Annotated in this window: 16 protein-coding genes; 10 read left to right on the forward strand and 6 right to left on the reverse strand. The window is 65.4% G+C overall.

Translation table 11 applies throughout. The features are described from left to right. Positions 1–181 precede the first annotated feature (181 nt). From ACQR1B_RS05400 to ACQR1B_RS05415, 4 genes are all read right to left on the reverse strand, one after another. Positions 182–1,081: an ABC transporter permease gene (locus tag ACQR1B_RS05400; RefSeq protein WP_434834317.1), complete on the reverse strand. Its 900-nt coding sequence runs from the start codon at positions 1,079–1,081 to the stop codon at positions 182–184. Continuing rightward, positions 1,078–2,091 (reverse strand): ABC transporter permease, encoded by a 1,014-nt coding sequence (locus tag ACQR1B_RS05405; RefSeq protein WP_434834316.1) that lies wholly within the window; start codon positions 2,089–2,091, stop codon positions 1,078–1,080. Before ACQR1B_RS05405 ends, ACQR1B_RS05400 begins: the two co-directional genes overlap by 4 nt. Positions 2,092–2,226: 135 nt before the next feature. Continuing rightward, complete coding sequence (locus ACQR1B_RS05410) at positions 2,227–3,849, reverse strand: ABC transporter substrate-binding protein (protein ID WP_434834315.1); 1,623 nt, start codon at positions 3,847–3,849, stop codon at positions 2,227–2,229. Positions 3,850–4,050: 201 nt separating this feature from the next. Further along, positions 4,051–5,883: a caspase family protein gene (locus ACQR1B_RS05415; protein ID WP_434834314.1), complete on the reverse strand. Its 1,833-nt coding sequence runs from the start codon at positions 5,881–5,883 to the stop codon at positions 4,051–4,053. On the opposite strand from ACQR1B_RS05415, the gene ACQR1B_RS05420 reads away from it, so the two are divergent. The 3 genes from ACQR1B_RS05420 to ACQR1B_RS05430 all read left to right on the forward strand — a co-directional run bounded on the left by ACQR1B_RS05420 (position 5,870) and on the right by ACQR1B_RS05430 (position 7,143). Continuing rightward, positions 5,870–6,145, forward strand: a complete 276-nt coding sequence (locus ACQR1B_RS05420) for a hypothetical protein (protein ID WP_434834313.1) — start codon at positions 5,870–5,872, stop codon at positions 6,143–6,145. The genes ACQR1B_RS05415 and ACQR1B_RS05420 overlap by 14 nt on opposite strands. A 94-nt stretch (positions 6,146–6,239) precedes the next feature. Continuing rightward, the gene (locus ACQR1B_RS05425; protein ID WP_434834312.1) at positions 6,240–6,647 is read left to right on the forward strand and encodes a hypothetical protein; all 408 of its coding nucleotides are present in this window, start codon (positions 6,240–6,242) and stop codon (positions 6,645–6,647) included. A gap of 22 nt (positions 6,648–6,669) precedes the next feature. Continuing rightward, complete coding sequence (locus ACQR1B_RS05430; protein WP_434834311.1) at positions 6,670–7,143, forward strand: hypothetical protein; 474 nt, start codon at positions 6,670–6,672, stop codon at positions 7,141–7,143. Between the two features lie 9 nt (positions 7,144–7,152). On the opposite strand, the gene ACQR1B_RS05435 is transcribed toward ACQR1B_RS05430, so the two are convergent. Together ACQR1B_RS05435 and ugpB are read right to left on the reverse strand one after the other, a co-directional pair. Next, on the reverse strand, positions 7,153–8,103 hold the full coding sequence (locus ACQR1B_RS05435) for a phosphotransferase (RefSeq protein ID WP_434834310.1): 951 nt from the start codon (positions 8,101–8,103) through the stop codon (positions 7,153–7,155). A 2-nt stretch (positions 8,104–8,105) separates the two neighbouring features. Continuing rightward, positions 8,106–9,431 carry a sn-glycerol-3-phosphate ABC transporter substrate-binding protein UgpB gene (gene ugpB, locus ACQR1B_RS05440; protein WP_434834309.1) on the reverse strand — a complete coding sequence of 442 codons (1,326 nt, stop codon included), beginning with the start codon at positions 9,429–9,431 and terminating at the stop codon, positions 8,106–8,108. Positions 9,432–9,958: 527 nt separating this feature from the next. On the opposite strand from ugpB, the gene ACQR1B_RS05445 reads away from it, so the two are divergent. The 7 genes from ACQR1B_RS05445 (at position 9,959) to ACQR1B_RS05475 (ending at position 18,165) form a co-directional block, all read left to right on the forward strand. Further along, positions 9,959–11,950: an ATP-binding protein gene (locus ACQR1B_RS05445; protein ID WP_434834435.1), complete on the forward strand. Its 1,992-nt coding sequence runs from the start codon at positions 9,959–9,961 to the stop codon at positions 11,948–11,950. Continuing rightward, positions 11,920–13,665, forward strand: a complete 1,746-nt coding sequence (locus tag ACQR1B_RS05450) for an ATP-binding response regulator (protein ID WP_434834308.1) — start codon at positions 11,920–11,922, stop codon at positions 13,663–13,665. The genes ACQR1B_RS05445 and ACQR1B_RS05450 overlap by 31 nt, the downstream gene beginning before the upstream one ends. After that, entirely contained in the window at positions 13,662–14,411 is a 750-nt protein-coding gene (locus ACQR1B_RS05455) for a response regulator (RefSeq protein WP_434834307.1), read from the forward strand. The genes ACQR1B_RS05450 and ACQR1B_RS05455 overlap by 4 nt, the downstream gene beginning before the upstream one ends. A 252-nt stretch (positions 14,412–14,663) precedes the next feature. Continuing rightward, the gene (locus ACQR1B_RS05460) at positions 14,664–15,275 is read left to right on the forward strand and encodes a sigma-70 family RNA polymerase sigma factor (RefSeq protein ID WP_315801638.1); all 612 of its coding nucleotides are present in this window, start codon (positions 14,664–14,666) and stop codon (positions 15,273–15,275) included. A gap of 354 nt (positions 15,276–15,629) precedes the next feature. Next, positions 15,630–17,033 carry a cytochrome ubiquinol oxidase subunit I gene (locus tag ACQR1B_RS05465; protein ID WP_434834306.1) on the forward strand — a complete coding sequence of 468 codons (1,404 nt, stop codon included), beginning with the start codon at positions 15,630–15,632 and terminating at the stop codon, positions 17,031–17,033. Beyond that, positions 17,030–18,040, forward strand: coding sequence for a cytochrome d ubiquinol oxidase subunit II (cydB, locus tag ACQR1B_RS05470; protein ID WP_434834305.1), 1,011 nt, complete (start codon positions 17,030–17,032; stop codon positions 18,038–18,040). The genes ACQR1B_RS05465 and cydB overlap by 4 nt, the downstream gene beginning before the upstream one ends. Beyond that, positions 18,040–18,165 carry a DUF2474 family protein gene (locus ACQR1B_RS05475; protein ID WP_434834304.1) on the forward strand — a complete coding sequence of 42 codons (126 nt, stop codon included), beginning with the start codon at positions 18,040–18,042 and terminating at the stop codon, positions 18,163–18,165. The genes cydB and ACQR1B_RS05475 overlap by 1 nt, the downstream gene beginning before the upstream one ends. Positions 18,166–18,259 lie beyond the last annotated feature (94 nt).

Here is an 18,259-nt window from a genome sequence, read left to right on the forward strand (position 1 = left end):
GGGGCCGCGACGAGCTGCGCTCGCGCTGAGAGGGTTGGGGTGAGGGGCAGACGCCCGATCAGTGCAAAATGTTGAGACCTGTACCCCCTCACCCGGATTGCATCTTCGATGCAATCCGACCTCTCCCCGCAAGCGGGGAGAGGTTAAGAGAGCTCCGACTGCGGTCCTATTGCTCATCGCCTCACGTCCTGCGCTGCGGATCGACGATGTCGCGCAGACCGTCGCCGAGCAGATTGAAGCAGAACACGGCGATCATCAGCGCGAGACCGGGAAACAGCGCGATCCACCATTCGCCCGACACCATGAAGGACGCGCCCTCGGCGACCATGATGCCCCATTCGGCCGTCGGCGGCCGCACGCCGAGCCCGATGAAGGAGAGGCCCGCGGCATTGAGGATGGCGTAGCCCATGGTGAGCGACATCTGCACGATCATGATCGGCATGATGTTGGGCAGGATGTGGCCGAGCAGAATGCGCATCTCGCTGTTGCCCGACAGACGCGCTGCCTGGACGAAGCCGGCATTGCGGCGGACATTGGCCTCGGCGCGCGCGACGCGGGCATAGAGCGGGAAGTTCACGATCGCGGTGGCGATGATGATGTTCTGCACGGTGTTGCCCAGCGCAGCGACGATGCCCATCGCCAGCACGAACAGCGGAAACGCCATGATCGTATCGGCGATACGGCCGACGATGCGGTCGGTCCAGCCTCCGAAGAAGCCGGCGGCGACACCGGCAAGGCCGCCCATGAAGAACACCAGCGCCACGGACGCAACCGCAATGAACGTATCGAGCCGGGTCGCGACCACGACGCGGCTGAAGATGTCGCGGCCGAGCTGGTCGGTGCCGAACCAGTGCGCCGCCGACGGCGGCTTCAGCGCCGAGGCGGTGTCGCTGGCCAACGGATCATAGGGCACGATCCACGGCCCGAAGATCGCCGCGAACAGGATCACGACCAGCAGCCCAACGGCAAAGCCCGTGACCTTGTTCTCGGCGAGCACATAGCGCGTGTGGCCGATCAGGGCCATGAGGCCGGACGTGCGGGCGGAGGCGGCGGGTTCGAGGGTCGGCGCGACAGTGCTCATCCTTCCAGCCTCACACGGGGGTCGATGACGCCATAGAGAATGTCGATGACGAGGTTGAGGACGACGTACATGATGGCCATCGTCAGCACGAAGCCCTGCACCGGCGCGAAGTCGGAGGCGATCAGCGCCTCGACCGCGTAGGAGCCGATGCCTGGCCAGGCGAACACCTTCTCGACCAGCACATTGGCGCCGAGCAGGAAGGAGAACACCATCGACAGCGTGGTGATGACCGGCAGCATCGCGTTGCGGAACGCGTAGGTCACCGTGACGGTCGAGGGCGACAAGCCTGACGCGCGCGCCGTGCGAACGAACTCAGAGGACAACACCGACAGCATCGAGGCCCGCGTCATGCGCGCGATCGGCGCCAGCGAGAAGATCGCCAGGGTCGCCGCGGGCAGAATCAGTTGGCTCAACGCCGAGCGGAATGCCTCGCCATCACCGGCGATCAGCGTGTCGATCAGATAGAAGCCGGTCACATTGTTCGGCGCGCTGTAGAACACGTCAAGCCGGCCGAGCGGCGCCGGCGACCAGCCGAGCCGGAAATAGAACACATAGACCAGCACCAGCCCGGTGAAGAACACCGGCAGCGAGACGCCCGCCGTGGTGACGACGCGGCAGGTGTGGTCGATCCATGCTCCCGGCCGCGTCGCGGCGAGCACGCCGAGCGGCAGCGCGATCGCGACCGAGACCAGGAGACCGAGCAGCGTGAGCTCGGCGGAGGCCGGCAGGCGGTTGCGGATCTCGGTGGCGACCGGCTGGCCCGTCGTCAGCGAGCTGCCGAGATCACCATGCGCGAGGTCGACGGTGTAGCGGAAGAACTGCTCGACCAGCGGCTTGTCGAAGCCGAGCTTCTTGCGGATCTGCTCCACCGCCTCCTTGGTCGCGGCGGGACCGGCGAAATACGCCGCGGGATCGCCGGGCAAGGCGCGGGTGAGCAGGAAGGTGACGATCACGACCCCGATCAGCGAGGGAATGGCGAAGGCGAGGCGCTTGGCGATGAGGGCGATCATGCCAGGCGCTCCTCGCGGTGCGCCGGCGAATAGCGAGTGGCGAGTAGCGAATAGTAGCCCTCACCTGGGCATCCATCATGAACGTTCACACCTTCACCTCGCTATTCCCTACTCGCCATTCGCTACTCGCCCATCTCACCCCTTCACCAGTGCGCGATAATCCAGCCGACGGTGGAACCAGTACTGATAGCCGGAGATGTTCTTCTGCATCGCGACGTTGACGAACGGCTGATACAGCGGGATGCGCGGCACCTCGGCGAAGGCGAGATCGACGAAGCCCTTCACGTCGGAATCGTAGGTCGCCTTGTCGCCGGTCGCGGCGGCATCGCGGGCGCCGTCGATGAGCTTGTCCATCGCCGGCGACTTGTAGCTCATCGTGTTGAACACGGAATTGTTGCCGTGATAGCACCAGTAGAAGAAATACTCGGGATAATCGAGCCAGCCCGAGAACACGTTGGTGTAGAGCGGCATCTCCTTCTTGTTCAGCTCGGTGCGCCAGTTGGCGCCGGGCACCTTGTTGATCGTGGTCTTGATGCCGAGCTGGGCGAGGCTCTCCTGCACCAGGACGCACAGGGGCTCGTTGACCTGCGCGAAGTTGAGGTCGAAGGAGATCGTCGTCTCGAAGCCATTGGCATAGCCGGCTTCCGCCAGCAGCGCCTTGGCCTTCTCCATGTCGGTGGAATATTTGGTCGGCTGCGGCCAGGCCACTTCGGTTGCCTTGTCGGCCGGCGCACCGAACATCGGATTGCCGAGGCCGAACAGCACCGCGTCCATGATCTTCTGATAGGGCATGGCATAGGCCATCGCCTGCCGCACCTTGGGATTGTCGAACGGCGGCTTGGTGACGTTCATGCCGATATATTGAATGCCGTTGGAGAACGGCAGCGACACGACGTTGAGCTTGCCGTTCGCCTTCATCTCCTGGAAATCCTTGAACGGCAGCTCATAGGAGATGTCGGCGTCGCCGCGCTCCAGCAGCGCCCGGCGGTTGCCGGCCTGCGGCACCATGCGCCAGATCACGCGCTTGATCTTCGGCAGCGGGCCGCACACCCAGTCGTCGTTGCGCTCCATGATGACTTCGGTGCCGGCGGTCCATTTCGTCACCTTGTAGGCGCCGGACCCCGCGGTCTGCTGCTTGGTGAATTCGAGGCCCCAGGGATCCTTCTCGCTGGCGTTCTTCTTCACCAGCTCCGAATTGACGACGCAGGGCACGATGACGGCGAGATCCGGGATCGTCAGGCGATCCTTCTTCAGGAAGTCGACGCGCACCGTGTGGTCATCGACGATGACGAACTGCTCGGGCTTGGTGAGCGAGCCGGCGCTCATCTGGAAGGTCGGGAAGCCGCCGACGCTGACGGCGCGGTCGAGCGACCATTTGACGTCCTTCGCCGTCACCGGCGTGCCGTCGTGGAATTTGGCGTTCTTGCGCAGCTTGAAGGTCGCCGACATGTCGCTGATGGTCATGTCTTCGGCGAGTTCGGGCTTGAACTTGTCGCGGTCGTAATACGGCACGCCGCCCGGGCCGGTCTTCATCTCGTGGCTGATCAGACGGTCGTAGCAATTCCAAGACACCTCGTAGCCGGGCACGTTGGTGCCGACGCCGTGGATATCGAGATTGTTGGGGCCGCCTTCCGACACGATCAGAAGCGTTTCGGACCGCGCATCGGCCTTGGCGGAGGAGATGACCGCCGGCGCCATCGGCAGCGCGGCGCCTGCAGCAAGACCGGATACGGATTTCAGAAAATCACGACGCTTCATCAAATGCTCCCACGGACAACGGCCGGCAGGAACAATGATCGCAAGCTTCATGCCAATCGCAGGCAAGAGCCAAGCTTTTGAAGCGGAAGCACTTTCCAGGAGTCGGGCAACGCTGCCGCAATCTTCATTGCATACATATCGAGAAATTTGATCAACTTATGGGCAGAAAATCCGCACTGCTCCGCCAATCGGCATGGCCTTCTACTGGCAAAAGTCCTCGTTGTTGATGCGCAGGCATCGCGGGCTCGCCGCGACCTTCTGCCGCGCACAGCCGTCCCGACTGTCGATCTTCTTTAGCGCCCGCAGCGCGGCCATGGTCGGCCGGTGCCAGAGATAATGCTCGTCGGTCAGCAGCGATGCGCGCCGCAGGCCACCGACCGTCGGCGCATCGAATGCTCCGTTCGGCGATCCGCCGAGACAAGCGAGCCGGGTCAGCTCCTCCTGAAGCCGGGAAATCAGCTCGCGCCCCTCGAAGGTTGGCCCTGCGCTGTCGAGCACGGCTGTTTCGCGCAGCCGCGACGCCGAAGCGCGGGCCTCCGCTGCTTCGGGCGAATCCGGAAACAGCGATGCCACCAAGTCGAACGCGTCGGGCGTGCGCACTTGGCGGGCCCGCGCCAAGACCTCGCCGGCGCCGGATGCCCCGGCCTGCTTCGCCTCAGCGCGCTGGCGCTGCGCCAGAACGCTCCGTCCCCGAGCGGCTTCCTCGCTGCCGGGGAATCGGTCGACCAGCAGTTCGAACAGAGCGAGGCTGTCCGTCTCGGTGGCCGCGGCGAGCAGTTGCGCGGCCGGGCTCGGCGGCGGCGCCGGCGGCACGAAATAGAAGTCGGCTTCGATTGAGGTGGACTCCCATGGAATCTGCTGCTCGCTCGTCGCCAGCCGGACCTGGCGGCGCACGCTCTTGAAGACGTCCTCCAGCTTTTCGCCCGGCGTGCCGATCGCCTGGGCGAGCGCGAGCGTGTAGGGGCTGTGGCCGTTCTCACCGTCGAAGGCGGCCTTGCCCGAGCCGGTGGCTGAGGCGATGAAGGCGCCATACACCGCCCCCATCGGCGCCAGGCCGAGCAGAGCATTGGTTGTCGCCGCGCCATCAGGAAACGGATTGTCGCGGCAGGCATCGAGGATGAGAATGTTCACGCGATTGCCAGCCGACGCCAGCCGGTCCGCAATGCGCTTGACGCTGACGGCCCGACCGGCGACGTCCGCCTTGCGCTTGATGTCGGCATCGACCGGAACGAGGTAGTTGATCCCGTCGCTCTCCAGACCATGCCCGGCGTAATAAAAGACGGAGACGGTGTCGGGTCCGCGCTGCTTGATGGCCAGCCCGAACGCCTCGACGTCGTCTCCCATGGCCTTCAGATCGCGATTTGCCTTCAGCGTCACCTCGAAGCCGAGGCGTCGCAGCTTGTCCGCGATCAGGTCGGCGTCCTTGCCGGGATTTTCGAGCGGGTTCAGCCGGGAATAGGCGGCATTGCCGATGACCAGCGCGACGCGCGGCGCAGCGCTCGGCACCGGCTTGCGCTGGGTCTCGGCCGCCAAGTTCGCGCCAGGCCCAGCAAGAACGAGGAGCGGGACAAGCAGGATGAGATCCGCAATGTGCCTCGCCGCCCGCCGAAAAAATACTGTTTGCATGTTCGCATTATAACGAAGCGGCGGCAGCCCACCACCGTCATCGAATTGACGGCGGTCCGGCTGTGTGTTTCCGTTTGTTCTCATCCCTCGCGCAACGCTCCCGATGTCGCGGTCTTCCGTCATCCTCCTGATCGGTCTCCTTGTTTGCAGCGCTCCGGCTGCTGCCGAGGTTCTGAGCGGCCGTGAATTCCAGAACCTGCTGGCCGGCGGTCCGGAGGGCACCACGATCGTCTTCCAAGGCGGCACCGACAAACTTTTCTTCTCCGCCACCTTGAAGAACAAGCTGCGGACAAGTCCCGAACTTGGTCCGGATTTCATCAAGCAGAAGATCTTGCGCAGCACCGTCGCTGAAGGCGTCTTCATCAGCACGTCAATCGAGAACGGCAAGCCGCGCATGGTCAGCGGCATCGCCGGAATCGCCGCCGACAATGACAGCGGCCACGGTATCCTGACGCTGCTGCAGACCTTTCCCGACGACACCAGCCTCAAGGCGTTCGAAAAGCGCGACCGGCTCTATGCTGTCGTGATCGTCGAGGATGCCCCAAGCGGCGTTGTGTGCCGTAGATCACAGTGGGAGCGACTATTTGCGCTCAAGGGAGATCCGAAGATGGCGACGGTGCCGTGCGAATTCCTCGTGGGCAACGCGATCACGCCATCAGCCGCTCCGTGAACGCGGCGAAACACATGGGGACGACATGACGATCGGCGGTATTTTCGAGACGGCGGCCGGCAGATCCACGACACAATCGAGGCGTTGGCTGCTCATGGCGATGCTGGCGCTGGTCATGCTCGTCGGCGCCCTGCCGGCGCGACCGGCCATGGCATCAGCCGCCTTGATCGCCGCGTCCAACGAGGCCGTCGGCGGACTCGGCGCCTGCGGAAACAACAAGGGCAAAGACCTTTACAACTGCGTCGCCGACGTCCTTGACCGGCTGAACTCCCGCATCGCATCCATCAATGTCCCGGAGACGCATCGCGCATTGCAGGCGGCCTCCGAGGGGCTGCGCGCCGCCAATTCCAAGACGCAGGCCATCTCCGCTCTTGCGCGCTGCAAGGCGGCCATATCCGCCTTGATCCAACGAGCTCGTGCCGTCGGTGGCGATTATGCCGGCGTGAGCGCGATCTCGGGCGTGCTGTCGCGCGCCATCCAGCTGATCCAGAGCAAGGGCTGAGCCGGTGGAGATCGCAACGATCGTGCTTCGGCGACAGCTTCGTTCGATCAGATCGCTCGCGCTGCTGCTCATCGTCATGGGCGTCACCGCATTTGGCAGCCCTCCGGCGCGCGCGGACGCCGGAATGGCCGCCGCAGCGATGACGGCCAATGGCGGCCTGTCCGCCTGCGCCGCCAACACCGGCAAAGCGCTCTACGACTGCGTCGCCAATGTCCTGGACAAATTGAGCAACGACATCACCGCGCCTGGTGTGCCGGAGACGCGCCGCGCGCTCAGCAACGCGGCAGCCAAGCTGCGGGCTGCGACGAGCAAGGCACAGGCGCTGTCCGCCGTCACGCAGTGCCGGGCGCTGATCACGAGCGCGCTGGCGAAGGTGCGGGCGCTGGGCGGCGGCTATGTCGCCGGCTGGGGTGGCGGCGCCGGAGCAGGATCAGGATTGGCCGCCGTCTCCGACGTGCTCGCGCGTGCGGCCAAGCTGATCCAGACCAAGGGCTGATGAACCTGGTCAGTCCGGCCAGATCAGCGCCTGCAGATCGTCGAAGCTGCTGACCCGGGCCGCCCAATCCGGAATGCAGATGTGCCGGAGGGGATCGCTGGCCTGATGCAGCAGCATCAGCGCCAGCAGTCGTCGCTTCAGTTGCCAGGTGATGTCCGTCGCTGCAAATCCATAACCTTCGAGCAGCGCGCGGACGCGCCCGGGACGGCCTGCCGCCATGAAGGCGCTCGGTCCGAGCAGGTCGTATTCGCCAAAACCGGTCATGACGTCGCCGAAGTCGAACAGGCCGCTCACATGCCAGCCATCGCCGCTGCGCGCGACGAGGAAATTCTCCGGAATGTACTCGCCGGTCAGGATGACCAAGGGCGGATTCGACGGCAGCAAGGCCGAGGCCTCCTGCAGGACATCGTCAAGCTGGGCGAGCAGCGCCGCAGGCAGGCCGAGCCGCTGGTGGCGCGCATGGCATCCGGCCGTCTGCTTCTGCAAGAAATCCAGCCAGCGCGGATCGAGCGCGAGCAACTCACCGGGCGGGACGCGCTGCACGGCGGCGATCAGGCGACCGATCTCGCCGAGCAAGGTCTGCTTGTTCTGCTCCGGCATCTGCCCCCAGACATCCGAAGCCGGAACGCCGTCGAGCCGGGTCATGATCAGATAGGACCAGCCGTCGCGCTCCCCCTCGTGGCGCGGCTCCGGGGTTCTGACACCACCGACGCCCCCGGCCAGCACGCGCAGCGTCGTCCGCTCGGAGACAAACTGACGCCGGAGGAACGGCGGGAAGATCTTCAGGATCAGCTCACCATTCAGCGCAGCCACGAGATTGGTGCCCGTGGCGAACGGCACCGGCGGGGCCTCGTCGTAGCCATGACCGCGAGCAATGTCGGAGGCGGCCGGCAGCCAGCGCGCCGTATCGGCACGCAGGCACTGCAGCTCGGCACTTCCCGCAACTGAGGGCAATGCCATGTTCAACGGTCGGGGCTCGCGCGCTCGAACTGGCGCAGCAGCCGGTTGCCGCGTTCGACGGCGGCATCGAGTGCCGCCTGGGCCGGCTTGCGGCCGCTGAAGGCCTGCTCCATCTCGTCCTCGATCGCGTCACGGATCAGCACGAACGAGCCGAGCCGGAGCCCGCGCGAATGCTCGGTCGGCGGATGCAGCGTGACCTGCTCGATCGAGATCGCGGCTCCCGGCGTGCGATCGTAGAACCCTTGCGCGCGCGTCAGATCGAACGCGGCGCGTGTGATCGGCAGATAGCCCGTGTTCTGGTGCCAGGCGGCCTGAATGTCGGGTCGCGACAGATAGGCGAAGAACTTGGCGACGCCCTTGTACTCTGCGGCCGGGCGACCGCGCAGCACCCACAGCGTCGCGCCGCCGATGATCGAATTCTGCGGCGCACCGCCAACGTCGGGCCAGTACGGCATCATGCCGTAACCCACCTCGAACTTCGAATTCGCCTTGATGTCGGCACGCGTCGCCGAGGAGCCGATGAAGATGCCGCACTCGCCGTTCTGAAAAAGCGGCTCAGCCGCCTGACCGCGTCCGCCATAGTCGAACAGCCTGCTCTTCTGCCATTCCGCCAGTTGGGCGATGTGGCGGGTGACCTGCGGATTGTTGACGGTCAACACGGCGTCCAGGCCGGTGAAGCCGTTGGCGCGGGTGGCGATCGGCAGATTGTGGAAGGCCGAGAAATTCTCGACGTGGATCCAGGCCGGCCAGGACGTGGTGAAGCCGCAGGCAACGCCGTTGTCGCGCAGCCGCCTGGCAGCGTCTCCAAGCTCCGGCCAGGTCTTCGGCGCCACCGCGGGATCGAGCCCGGCCGCACGAAACTGGTCCTTGTTGTAGTACAGGATCGGCGTCGAGGCATTGAACGGGAACGACAGCATGTTGCCGTCGGCGTCGGCATAGTAGCCCGCGACCACGGGCAGATAGGCGGATGGCGAAAAGCTCTCCTGCTCGTCGCGCATCAGTTCGAAGACGGGATAGATCGCGCCCTTCGCCGCCGTCATCGTCGCGGTCGCGATCTCGTTGACCTGCACGATGGCCGGCTGGCCGCGCGAGCGGAACGCGAAGATGGCCGCCGTCACGGTTTCCGTGTAGCTGCCCTTGTAGCTCGGCACGATGCGATAGTCGGACTGCGAGGCGTTGAAGTCGGCCGCCAGCCTGTCGACCTGCCTGCCGAGCTCACCGGACATCGCGTGCCACCACATGATCTCGGTCGCGGCATGGGCCGTGGCGGCGGACAGAGCCGCACAGACAAGGATTCCGAAGGTAAGAGAACGCAAGAAGACCGTCACCGGAGGCCATCTCCAATTCAATCAATGAATCTGCCCGGGTCGCCATCGCAATCGGACCAAAATGACGGTCCGGCAACCCCAAGCTGCAACAAATTGTCAGCAAACCATTGACGCGCACCGCTTCAGCGTCAGAATGGCCTTATAGCACTCGGCTGGGATTGCGTTGAACCTTTTCGTGTCCGGGCCGACCTCATCATCAAGGGGAAAGTGTTGCCTGTGGACCGCGCCCGTCTTTCGTCGATTTCGAGAGTGGACGCCAGGCGGATGCTGACGCGGGCCGTGGCGGGCTCGTGGTGCTGCCTGTCGCCGTCCTCCCGCGTCCGATCGCGCGCCGCGCGCTCCACGGCGCGGCGAACCGCGCTGCCGCACAGGAGCTTGGTTGCGCGCAACAGATCGCGCCCGGTTTTTTTCCCCCTTGGCGAGCCGAGGTAGCGATCGTGGCGCGATCCATTCAGCGAGGATCGGTCGAGCAGCCGCTCAGCCTGGCGGTGCTGGGCCGGGCACGTGTCGTGCGTGCGCTCCGGGCGGTGCCGATCCGCTGGCGCATCCTCTCCATCGCTGCCTTGAACTCGGCGGTGGTGATCGTGCTCGCCGCACTGATCTGGAACGGCGCGCAGGTGCTGGGCACGGCCTGGGACGACGTCCGCCAGGTCCGCGAATCCGACAAGGTTCTGGCTCTGCTCGAAAGCGAGACCAGCCGGCTGCAGAACCTGATCCATCGCTACATCAATCAGCCGAGCTCGGAGCTGTTCGCCGAGATCCTGCTGCTGCGCGAAGCCGTGCTGGGCACGCTGACGACGCGCGCCTCGACAGACCCGATGCTGTCGGGATCGGTCGAGGAGCTGGAGCGCGTCACCGTCCGCTTCCTGGACGGCTTCGGCGAGCTGCGGGCGCTGCAGGCGACGATCTCCAAGACCTATGAGGAGGAGGTGCTCGGCCCCGCCCGCGACATCGCCGGGCTGTACTCGGTGATCGAAGGGGCGACCGGACACCGTGACGCGCAGATCTGGCCGTCGCTCGGCAAATCCCGCGAAGCCTTCACGGCGATGCTGGTCGCGGCCAACTCCTATTATCTCTCGCTCGCTCCTGCCTCCGCGGAAGACGCACGCCGCAACATCGAGACGATCGAAAAGACCATTCCGGCGATGTCGGGCCTCGCCGACAACGATCTGCAGCGGCTGGCGCTGCAGCGGCTGTCCGCTCGGACCGCGGCATTGCGCGCGGGCTTTGCCAAGCTCACGGATCAGTTGAGCAACCGCACGGAACTGCTGCGCAACACCATCGATGCGAGCCAGGCCGAGACCATCGGCGCCATCGACGGCCTGTCGGTGAAGATGCGCCAGCACGAGCAGAAGGCGCAGGCGACCTTCGACAGGACGCTGCGCGACATTTCGCGGCGCGTGCTGTCGATCGCGGTGATCTTCCTCGGCATCATCCTCTCCGCCGGCGTGCTGATCGCGCTGTCGATCCGGCTGCCGCTGCAGCAGATCATGGCCTCGATGCGCGCCATTACGCTGGGCGACTACGACCGCAAGGTCCAGGGCACCGAGGCGCGCGACGAGGTCGGCGCGATGGCCCGCGCCGTGGAGATCTTCCGCGAGAACGCCATCGCCAAGCGCAAGACCGAGGACGAACTGCGCACGTCGAAGGAAAAAGCGGAGAGCGCGCTGCTCGAACTCAATGCCGCGCAGCGCAATCTGATCGACGCCGAGCGGCTCGCGGCGCTCGGCGGGCTCGTCGCCGGCGTCGCGCACGAGGTGAACAATCCGATCGGCATCAGCCTGACGGTGGCCTCGAGCTTCGCGCGCCGCGTCGAGATGTTCGAAGCAGCCCTGCGATCGCCCGAAGGCGGTCTGCGCCGGTCGCAGCTCGAGGAGTTCGTGCGCACCTCGCGCGACGCGTCCGAGCAGCTGGTCGCCAATCTGCACCGAGCCGGCGAGCTGATCCAGTCGTTCAAGCAGGTCGCCGTCGACCGTTCGCATGCGGAGCGGCGGGCGTTCGTGCTGAGCGAGGCGACCGACCAGATCATCACCAGCCTGAAGCCGGTGCTCAAGCGCGCCCCGATCACGCTCTCGGTCGATGTCCCCGAGGGACTTTTCATCGACGGCTATCCCGGCTTCTACGGCCAGATCCTGACCAACCTGTTCCTCAATGCCGTCAACCACGCCTTTGCCGACGGCCGCTCGGGGACCATCTCGATCACCGCGCGGCCGCGTGGCACAGATGACATCGAGATCATTTTCGCCGATAACGGCGCCGGCATGACCCCGGACGTCCAGCGCCAGGCCTTCGATCCGTTCTTCACGACGCGCCGCAACGAGGGCGGGACGGGATTGGGACTGCATATCGTCTACAATCTCGTGACGCAGCAGCTGGGCGGCCGCATGATGCTGGAATCCCGCGAGGGACAAGGCACGACTTTTCGGATTATCATGCCGCGGGTCGCCAAGGGCGATACCGAGACCGCAATGGGTGACGGAACGACGCAATGGCCGAACAGGACGATGTCCTCCACCTGATCGACGACACCGGCTTCGACGAGGACGACCACTCGGCCCGGAAATGGAAGATCGCCGTCATCGACGACGACCATGCCGTGCACGAAGGCACGCGCTTTGCGCTGTCGGACTACAGCCTCAACGGCCAGGGGCTCGAAATCCTCTCCGCCTATTCGGCGGCCGAGGGCCGCACCCTGATGCGGGAGCACACCGACATCGCCGCGGTGCTGCTCGACGTCATCATGGAGACCGACGTCGCCGGCCTCGAGCTCGTCGAATACATCCGCAACGAGATCAGGAACGAGACCGTCCGCATCATCCTGCGCACCGGCCAGCCCGGCCAGGCGCCGGAGCGGCGGGTCATCGTCCAATACGACATCAACGACTACAAGGCCAAGACCGAGCTCACCGCAGACAAGCTGTTCACCTCGCTGACCGCGGCGCTGCGCAGCTATCAGCAGCTGGAGCGCATGGTGCAGACGAGGCGCGGCCTCGAGATCATCATCGACGCCGCCTCGACCCTGTACGACTTCAAATCGATGCAGCGGCTGGCCGAGGGCGTGCTGACCCAGATCGCATCGCTGCTCAACGTCGATTGCGCCGGGATGCTGGTGCTGCGCGACGACGGCAGCCAGACCGAGGACTTCTCGGTGCTGGCCGGCTCCGGCTGCTACAGCCGCTTCTCCGGCGCCGTCACCTCGCGCTCGCTCGATCCCGAGCTGCGCGACATGGTCGAGGCCGCCTTCCGCCAGCGCAGCAACGAATTCGCCGACCACCGCACGGTGCTCTATGTCCGCACGGGCTCCGGCCGGGAGGTCGTGGTGCTGCTGCAGGCGGAGCGGCCGCTGTCCGAGACCGACCGCTCGCTGGTCGAGATCTTCTCCAGCCGGCTGTCGATCGCGTTCGACAACGTGATCCTGTATCAGCAGCTGCACGAGGCCAACACCCAGCTCGAGGACCGCGTCGCCCAGCGCACCCGCGCGCTGATGCAGGCCAATCGGCGGCTGTCGGCGCAGTGGCTGCGGCTGCAGCGCGCCAACGGCTTCAAGAACGAGATCCTCGGCACCGTCGCCCACGACCTGAAGAATCCGCTTGGCGTCATCCTCGGCCGCACCGAGATGCTGACCGAGCTGATCGCGACCGGCGCTTCAGCCGAGGGCATCACCAGCCAGGTCGGACACATTCGTGACGCCGCCAGGCGGCTGACTTCGATGGTCGACCATCTGATCTCGGACGCGATGGCCGATGCGTTCGACATCACCATCCGCCGCGAGCCGGTCGACATCGCAGCCCTGGTCCGCGAGGTGGTCGAAGCCAACCAGCCGCTGGCGCTCAACAAGCAGCAAATCATCGCGGTCGCAGCGCCGCCGCAACTGCCGACCATGTGCGACATCGACCGCATCCGCGAGGCGATCGACAATCTCCTCAGCAACGCCATCAAGTACAGCCCGATCGGCGGCCGGATCGGCGTGAATGTCGGCGGCGATGGCGACAACACGATCATCGGCATCACCGACCAGGGGGCGGGGCTGTCGCCGGAAGATCTCGGGCGGCTGTTCGGCCGCTTCCAGCGGCTGTCGGCCAAACCGACCGCCGGCGAGAGCTCGACCGGGCTCGGCCTGTCGATTGTCAAACGCATCGTCGACATGCATGGTGGCGAGGTAACGGCCAAGAGCGATGGGCCGGGATCGGGGTCAACCTTCACCATCACACTTCCTGCGGCCGAATTGTCATGAGTCAGAGCCAGCACATCATCATCGTCGACGACGAGGCGCCTGCCCGCGAGATGGTGGGCGATTACCTCAAGATGCACGGTTTCACCGTGACGCTGTGCGATGGCGGCAAGAGCCTGCGCAGCGCCATCGAGACCGGCCCCGCCGATCTCGTGGTGCTCGACCTCAACATGCCCGAAGAGGACGGATTGTCGATCATCCGCGACCTCAAGGGCCGTACCAACATCCCGGTCATCATGCTGACGGCGACCGCCAGCCCGATCGACCGCGTGGTCGGCCTCGAGCTCGGCGCCGACGACTACGTCGCCAAGCCGTGCGAATTGCGCGAATTGATGGCCCGTATCCGCTCCGTCCTGCGCCGCAGCGTCCCTGCCAAGGCCGCCGCAGCGGCCGCGCTCAGCGAACCCGCAGCCGTCAAGGCCCAGGACCCGCAACTGGTCCGGTTCGGCACCAAATGGCTCGATCTGGACGCCCAGGCGCTGCGCGACGACGAAGGCAACGAGCATCCGCTGACGGCGTCCGAATTCGGCCTGCTCAAGGTGTTCGCCGCCAACCCGAAGCGGGTGCTGTCGCGCGAGCGGCTGCTGGAGCTCGCCAATGCCAGGGATGCCGAAGCGTTCGACCGCGCCGTAGACCTGCGAATCATGCGAATCCGCCGCAAGATCGAGCCGGATCCGACCAAGCCGGCCGTGATCAGGACCATTCGCGGCGGCGGCTACCTGTTTTCGCCGGCAGGCGACAAGGCCTGAGATCGGCCGAAAGGACGCTTCGTGCCCGCGAGCGACCCGCCCGGCACTCCCATTTTCTGGAACCTGAATTCCCCCAGCTCGGAATAAGGCACAATTCCGCCACGACTGTTTCGCGATGTGCGGTGCGACGAAACATTTCTGCCAGGCGACGAAACCATTTTCCTGTTTTGGTGCAGACGTCCCGAAACCGGCACTCCTTAACAATCCCACCCGTCGAAACGCCGCAAGGGGGCGGCGGAACGGGAGAGCGCCATGCAGAACGTCGTTGCCATCAATTCCGCAGCCAGCCAGGGCATCATCGCGGCCCAGGCGACCACGGACGACATGCTCCTGGAGAGCATTGCCGATGGCGATCGCACCGCGATGCACACGCTTTATGCGCGGCACAATGTGCGGGTCTATCGCTTCATCCTGCGCATCGTCCGCGACACCACGATCGCCGAGGACCTGGTCAGCCAGGTGTTCCTGGACGTCTGGCGTACCGCCAAGCAGTTCGAGGGCCGTTCGCAGGTCTCGACCTGGCTGCTGTCGATTGCCCGCTTCAAGGCACTGACCGCGCTGCGCCAGCGCCGCTTCGAGGACATCGACCAGGACGAGGTGCGCGAGATCGCCGACGACAGCGATACGCCGGAGACCTCGCTCGAGCGTTCCACGACCAGCGCGATCCTGCGCGCCTGCGTCGCCAAGCTGTCGCCGGCCCATCGCGAGATCATCACCCTGATCTACTACCATGAGAAGTCGGTCGAAGAGGTCGGCCAGATCATCGGCATCCCGCAGAGCACGGTGAAGACGCGCATGTTCTATGCCCGCAAGCACCTCGCGGAACTGCTGCGCGGCGCCGGCGTTCACAGTTTGGCGGCCTGAACGTCCCTCGTCGAAAGCTGGTGTCGCGCCGGGTTCCGACGACACGTGGAAAGTCGCTGAACGAAACAATTGAAACAATCCGTGAAATCACCGCGAAAACATTGCCTGCTACAAATTTCTGTATCGGCTGAACGTCAGTCCCCCAGCTGGCCTCAGTCTTGACCGAGCAAATTCAAGGACACCTCCATTTTCCAAGGTTGCTCCGAAGACCCGGCGGATGCCCCCCGCCGGGTCTTCGTCGTTGGTGGACCACGACGCCGTCGTAGGGCGATTTGACCATTTGATATCGCTCCGCCCCGGTGCAATTGTCCGCGCCGAGGGGCCGGGCGCGCCCCGCAATGACGGACGGTGCGGATGTTCGGTTTGGACGCGGTGGAACTGGCGCGCGCGCAGTTCGCCTTCACGGTCACCTTCCACATCATCTTCCCCGCCTTCTCGATCGGGCTCGCTTCCTACCTCGCGGTGCTCGAAGCGCTGTGGCTGTGGACCGGCCGCGACGTCTATCTCAACGTCTTCAATTACTGGCTGAAGATCTTCGCCATCGCCTTCGGCATGGGCGTCGTCTCGGGCATCGTGATGTCCTATCAGTTCGGCACCAACTGGTCGGTGTATTCCGACAAGGTCGGACCGGTGATCGGCCCCTTGATGGCCTATGAGGTGCTGACCGCGTTCTTCCTCGAAGCGGGCTTCCTCGGCGTCATGCTGTTCGGCCTCAAGCGCGTCGGGCCGAAGCTGCATTTCCTCGCCACCTTGATGGTGGCGATCGGCACCTTGATCTCGGCGTTCTGGATCCTCTCGGCCAATTCCTGGATGCAGACGCCGGCCGGCTACGCCGTCAATGCCGAGGGCCAGTTCGTTTCGGTCGACTGGCTCGCGGTGATCTTCAACCCGTCCTTCCCCTACCGCCTTGTGCACATGGTGCTGGCGGCGTATCTCACCACCTCGCTCGTGGTCGGCGCGGTCGGCGCCTGGCACCTGCTGCGCAACCCGCATCTGCCGGGGCCGCGGGTGATGTTCTCGATGGCGATGTGGATGGCCGCGCTGGTGGCGCCGCTGCAGATTCTGGCCGGTGATCAGCATGGGCTCAACACGCTCGAGCACCAGCCGGTGAAGATCATGGCCATGGAGGGCCATTTCGAGAGCCACAAGGACGGCGCGCCGCTGTACCTGTTCGGCTGGCCCGACCAGGCCAAGGGCGAGCTGAAATGGGCGCTCGGGATTCCGAAGTTCGGCTCGCTGATCCTCAAGCACCAGATCGACGCGCCGATGGCCGGGCTCGACACCGTGCCGCGGAAGGACTGGCCGCCGGTGCCGATCACGTTCTGGTCGTTCCGCATCATGGTCGGCCTCGGCCTGTTGATGATGGCGCTCGGCCTGTTCAGCCTGTGGGAGCGCTGGCGCGGCCGGCTGTATGTCAATCGCGGCCTGCACCGGTTTGCGATTGCGATGGGACCGGCCGGCTTCATCGCCGTGATCGCCGGCTGGGTCACGACCGAGACCGGCCGCCAGCCCTTCACCGTGTACGGGCTGCTGCGCACCGCGGACTCCGTCTCGCCGCTGGCCGCACCGGCCGTCGGAACCTCGCTGATCGCCTTCATCATCGTCTATTTCATCATCTTCGCAGCCGGCGTGCTCTACATCCTGCGCTTGATGGCCGAGCCACCGCACGCCGGCGAGAAAGGCCCGAGCGGCGAGCAGCCGACCCGCACCGCGGGCATCACGCCGGCCGCAGGCGTCGCGCAGGGAGCCGGGTCATGACCATCGCCTTCGACCTCACCGTGCTCTGGGCGTTCATCATCGCGCTCGCCGTGTTCATCTATGTCGTGATGGACGGCTTCGATCTCGGCCTCGGCATCCTGTTCCCACTGTTTCCGGGCAAGCAAGACCGCGACGTCATCACCAATACCGTCGCGCCGGTGTGGGACGGCAACGAGACCTGGCTGGTGCTCGGCGGCGGCGGGCTGATGGCCGCGTTTCCTTTGGCCTATTCGATCCTGCTGCCGGCGCTGTACGCGCCGCTGATCGCGATGCTGGTCGGGCTGATCTTCCGCGGCGTCGCCTTTGAATTCCGCTGGCGCACCCGCGCCCAACGCAATCTCTGGGACATCGCCTTCGCCGGCGGCTCCTGGGTCGCGGCGCTGTCTCAAGGCATCGCGCTCGGCGCGATCCTGCAGGGCGTGCGCGTCGAAGGCCGCCACTATGCCGGCGGCTGGTGGGATTGGCTGACGCCGTTCAGCGTGCTCACCGGCGTCTCGCTCGTGGTCGGCTATGCGCTGCTCGGCGCGACCTGGCTGATCCTGAAGACCGAAGGCGACCTGCGCGACAAGGCCTATCGCATCACCTGGTACTTGCTGTTCGCGATGCTGCTCGCGATCACCGCGGTCAGCCTGGCGACACCGCTGCTGACCCACCAATACGCGCAGCGCTGGTTCGAACCGCCGGCGATTTTCCTGACCGCACCGGTGCCGCTCGCCGTTATCGGCGTCACCGTGCTCTTTTTGAAGAACCTCGCCCAGAAGCACGACGTCTGGCCGTTCTTTCTCGCGCTGGCGCTGTTCCTGCTGTCCTATGCCGGCCTCGGCATCAGCATGTATCCCTATATCGTGCCGCAGAGCGTCACCATCTGGCAGGCGGCGGCACCGGAGCGCAGCCAGCTGATCATGCTGCCCGGCGTGGTCGTGCTGGTGCCGCTGATCCTCGGCTACACCGCCTGGGCCTATTGGGTGTTTCGCGGCAAGGTCGGGCACGACGCCGGCTATCATTGATGCCCTCCGAGCAGCCCGCCCCGCTCGCGAAACGTCTCGCCTGGTTCGCAGGCCTATGGCTTGCCGGCGTGGCGACGGTCGGCACGGTCGCCTTCCTGCTGCGGCTCTGGATGAAGCTCGGATGACGCGCCGGCCTCGTCGCTCACCTTGACTTTGCGGCCAAGATGCCCCTGAAATTTGGCGGGTGATTTTAATCGGGCGAGCTTCGCAGGGGTCCGT

The organism is Bradyrhizobium oligotrophicum (genome assembly GCF_051168495.1).
Taxonomy (GTDB): Bacteria; Pseudomonadota; Alphaproteobacteria; order Rhizobiales; family Xanthobacteraceae; genus Bradyrhizobium; species Bradyrhizobium oligotrophicum_A.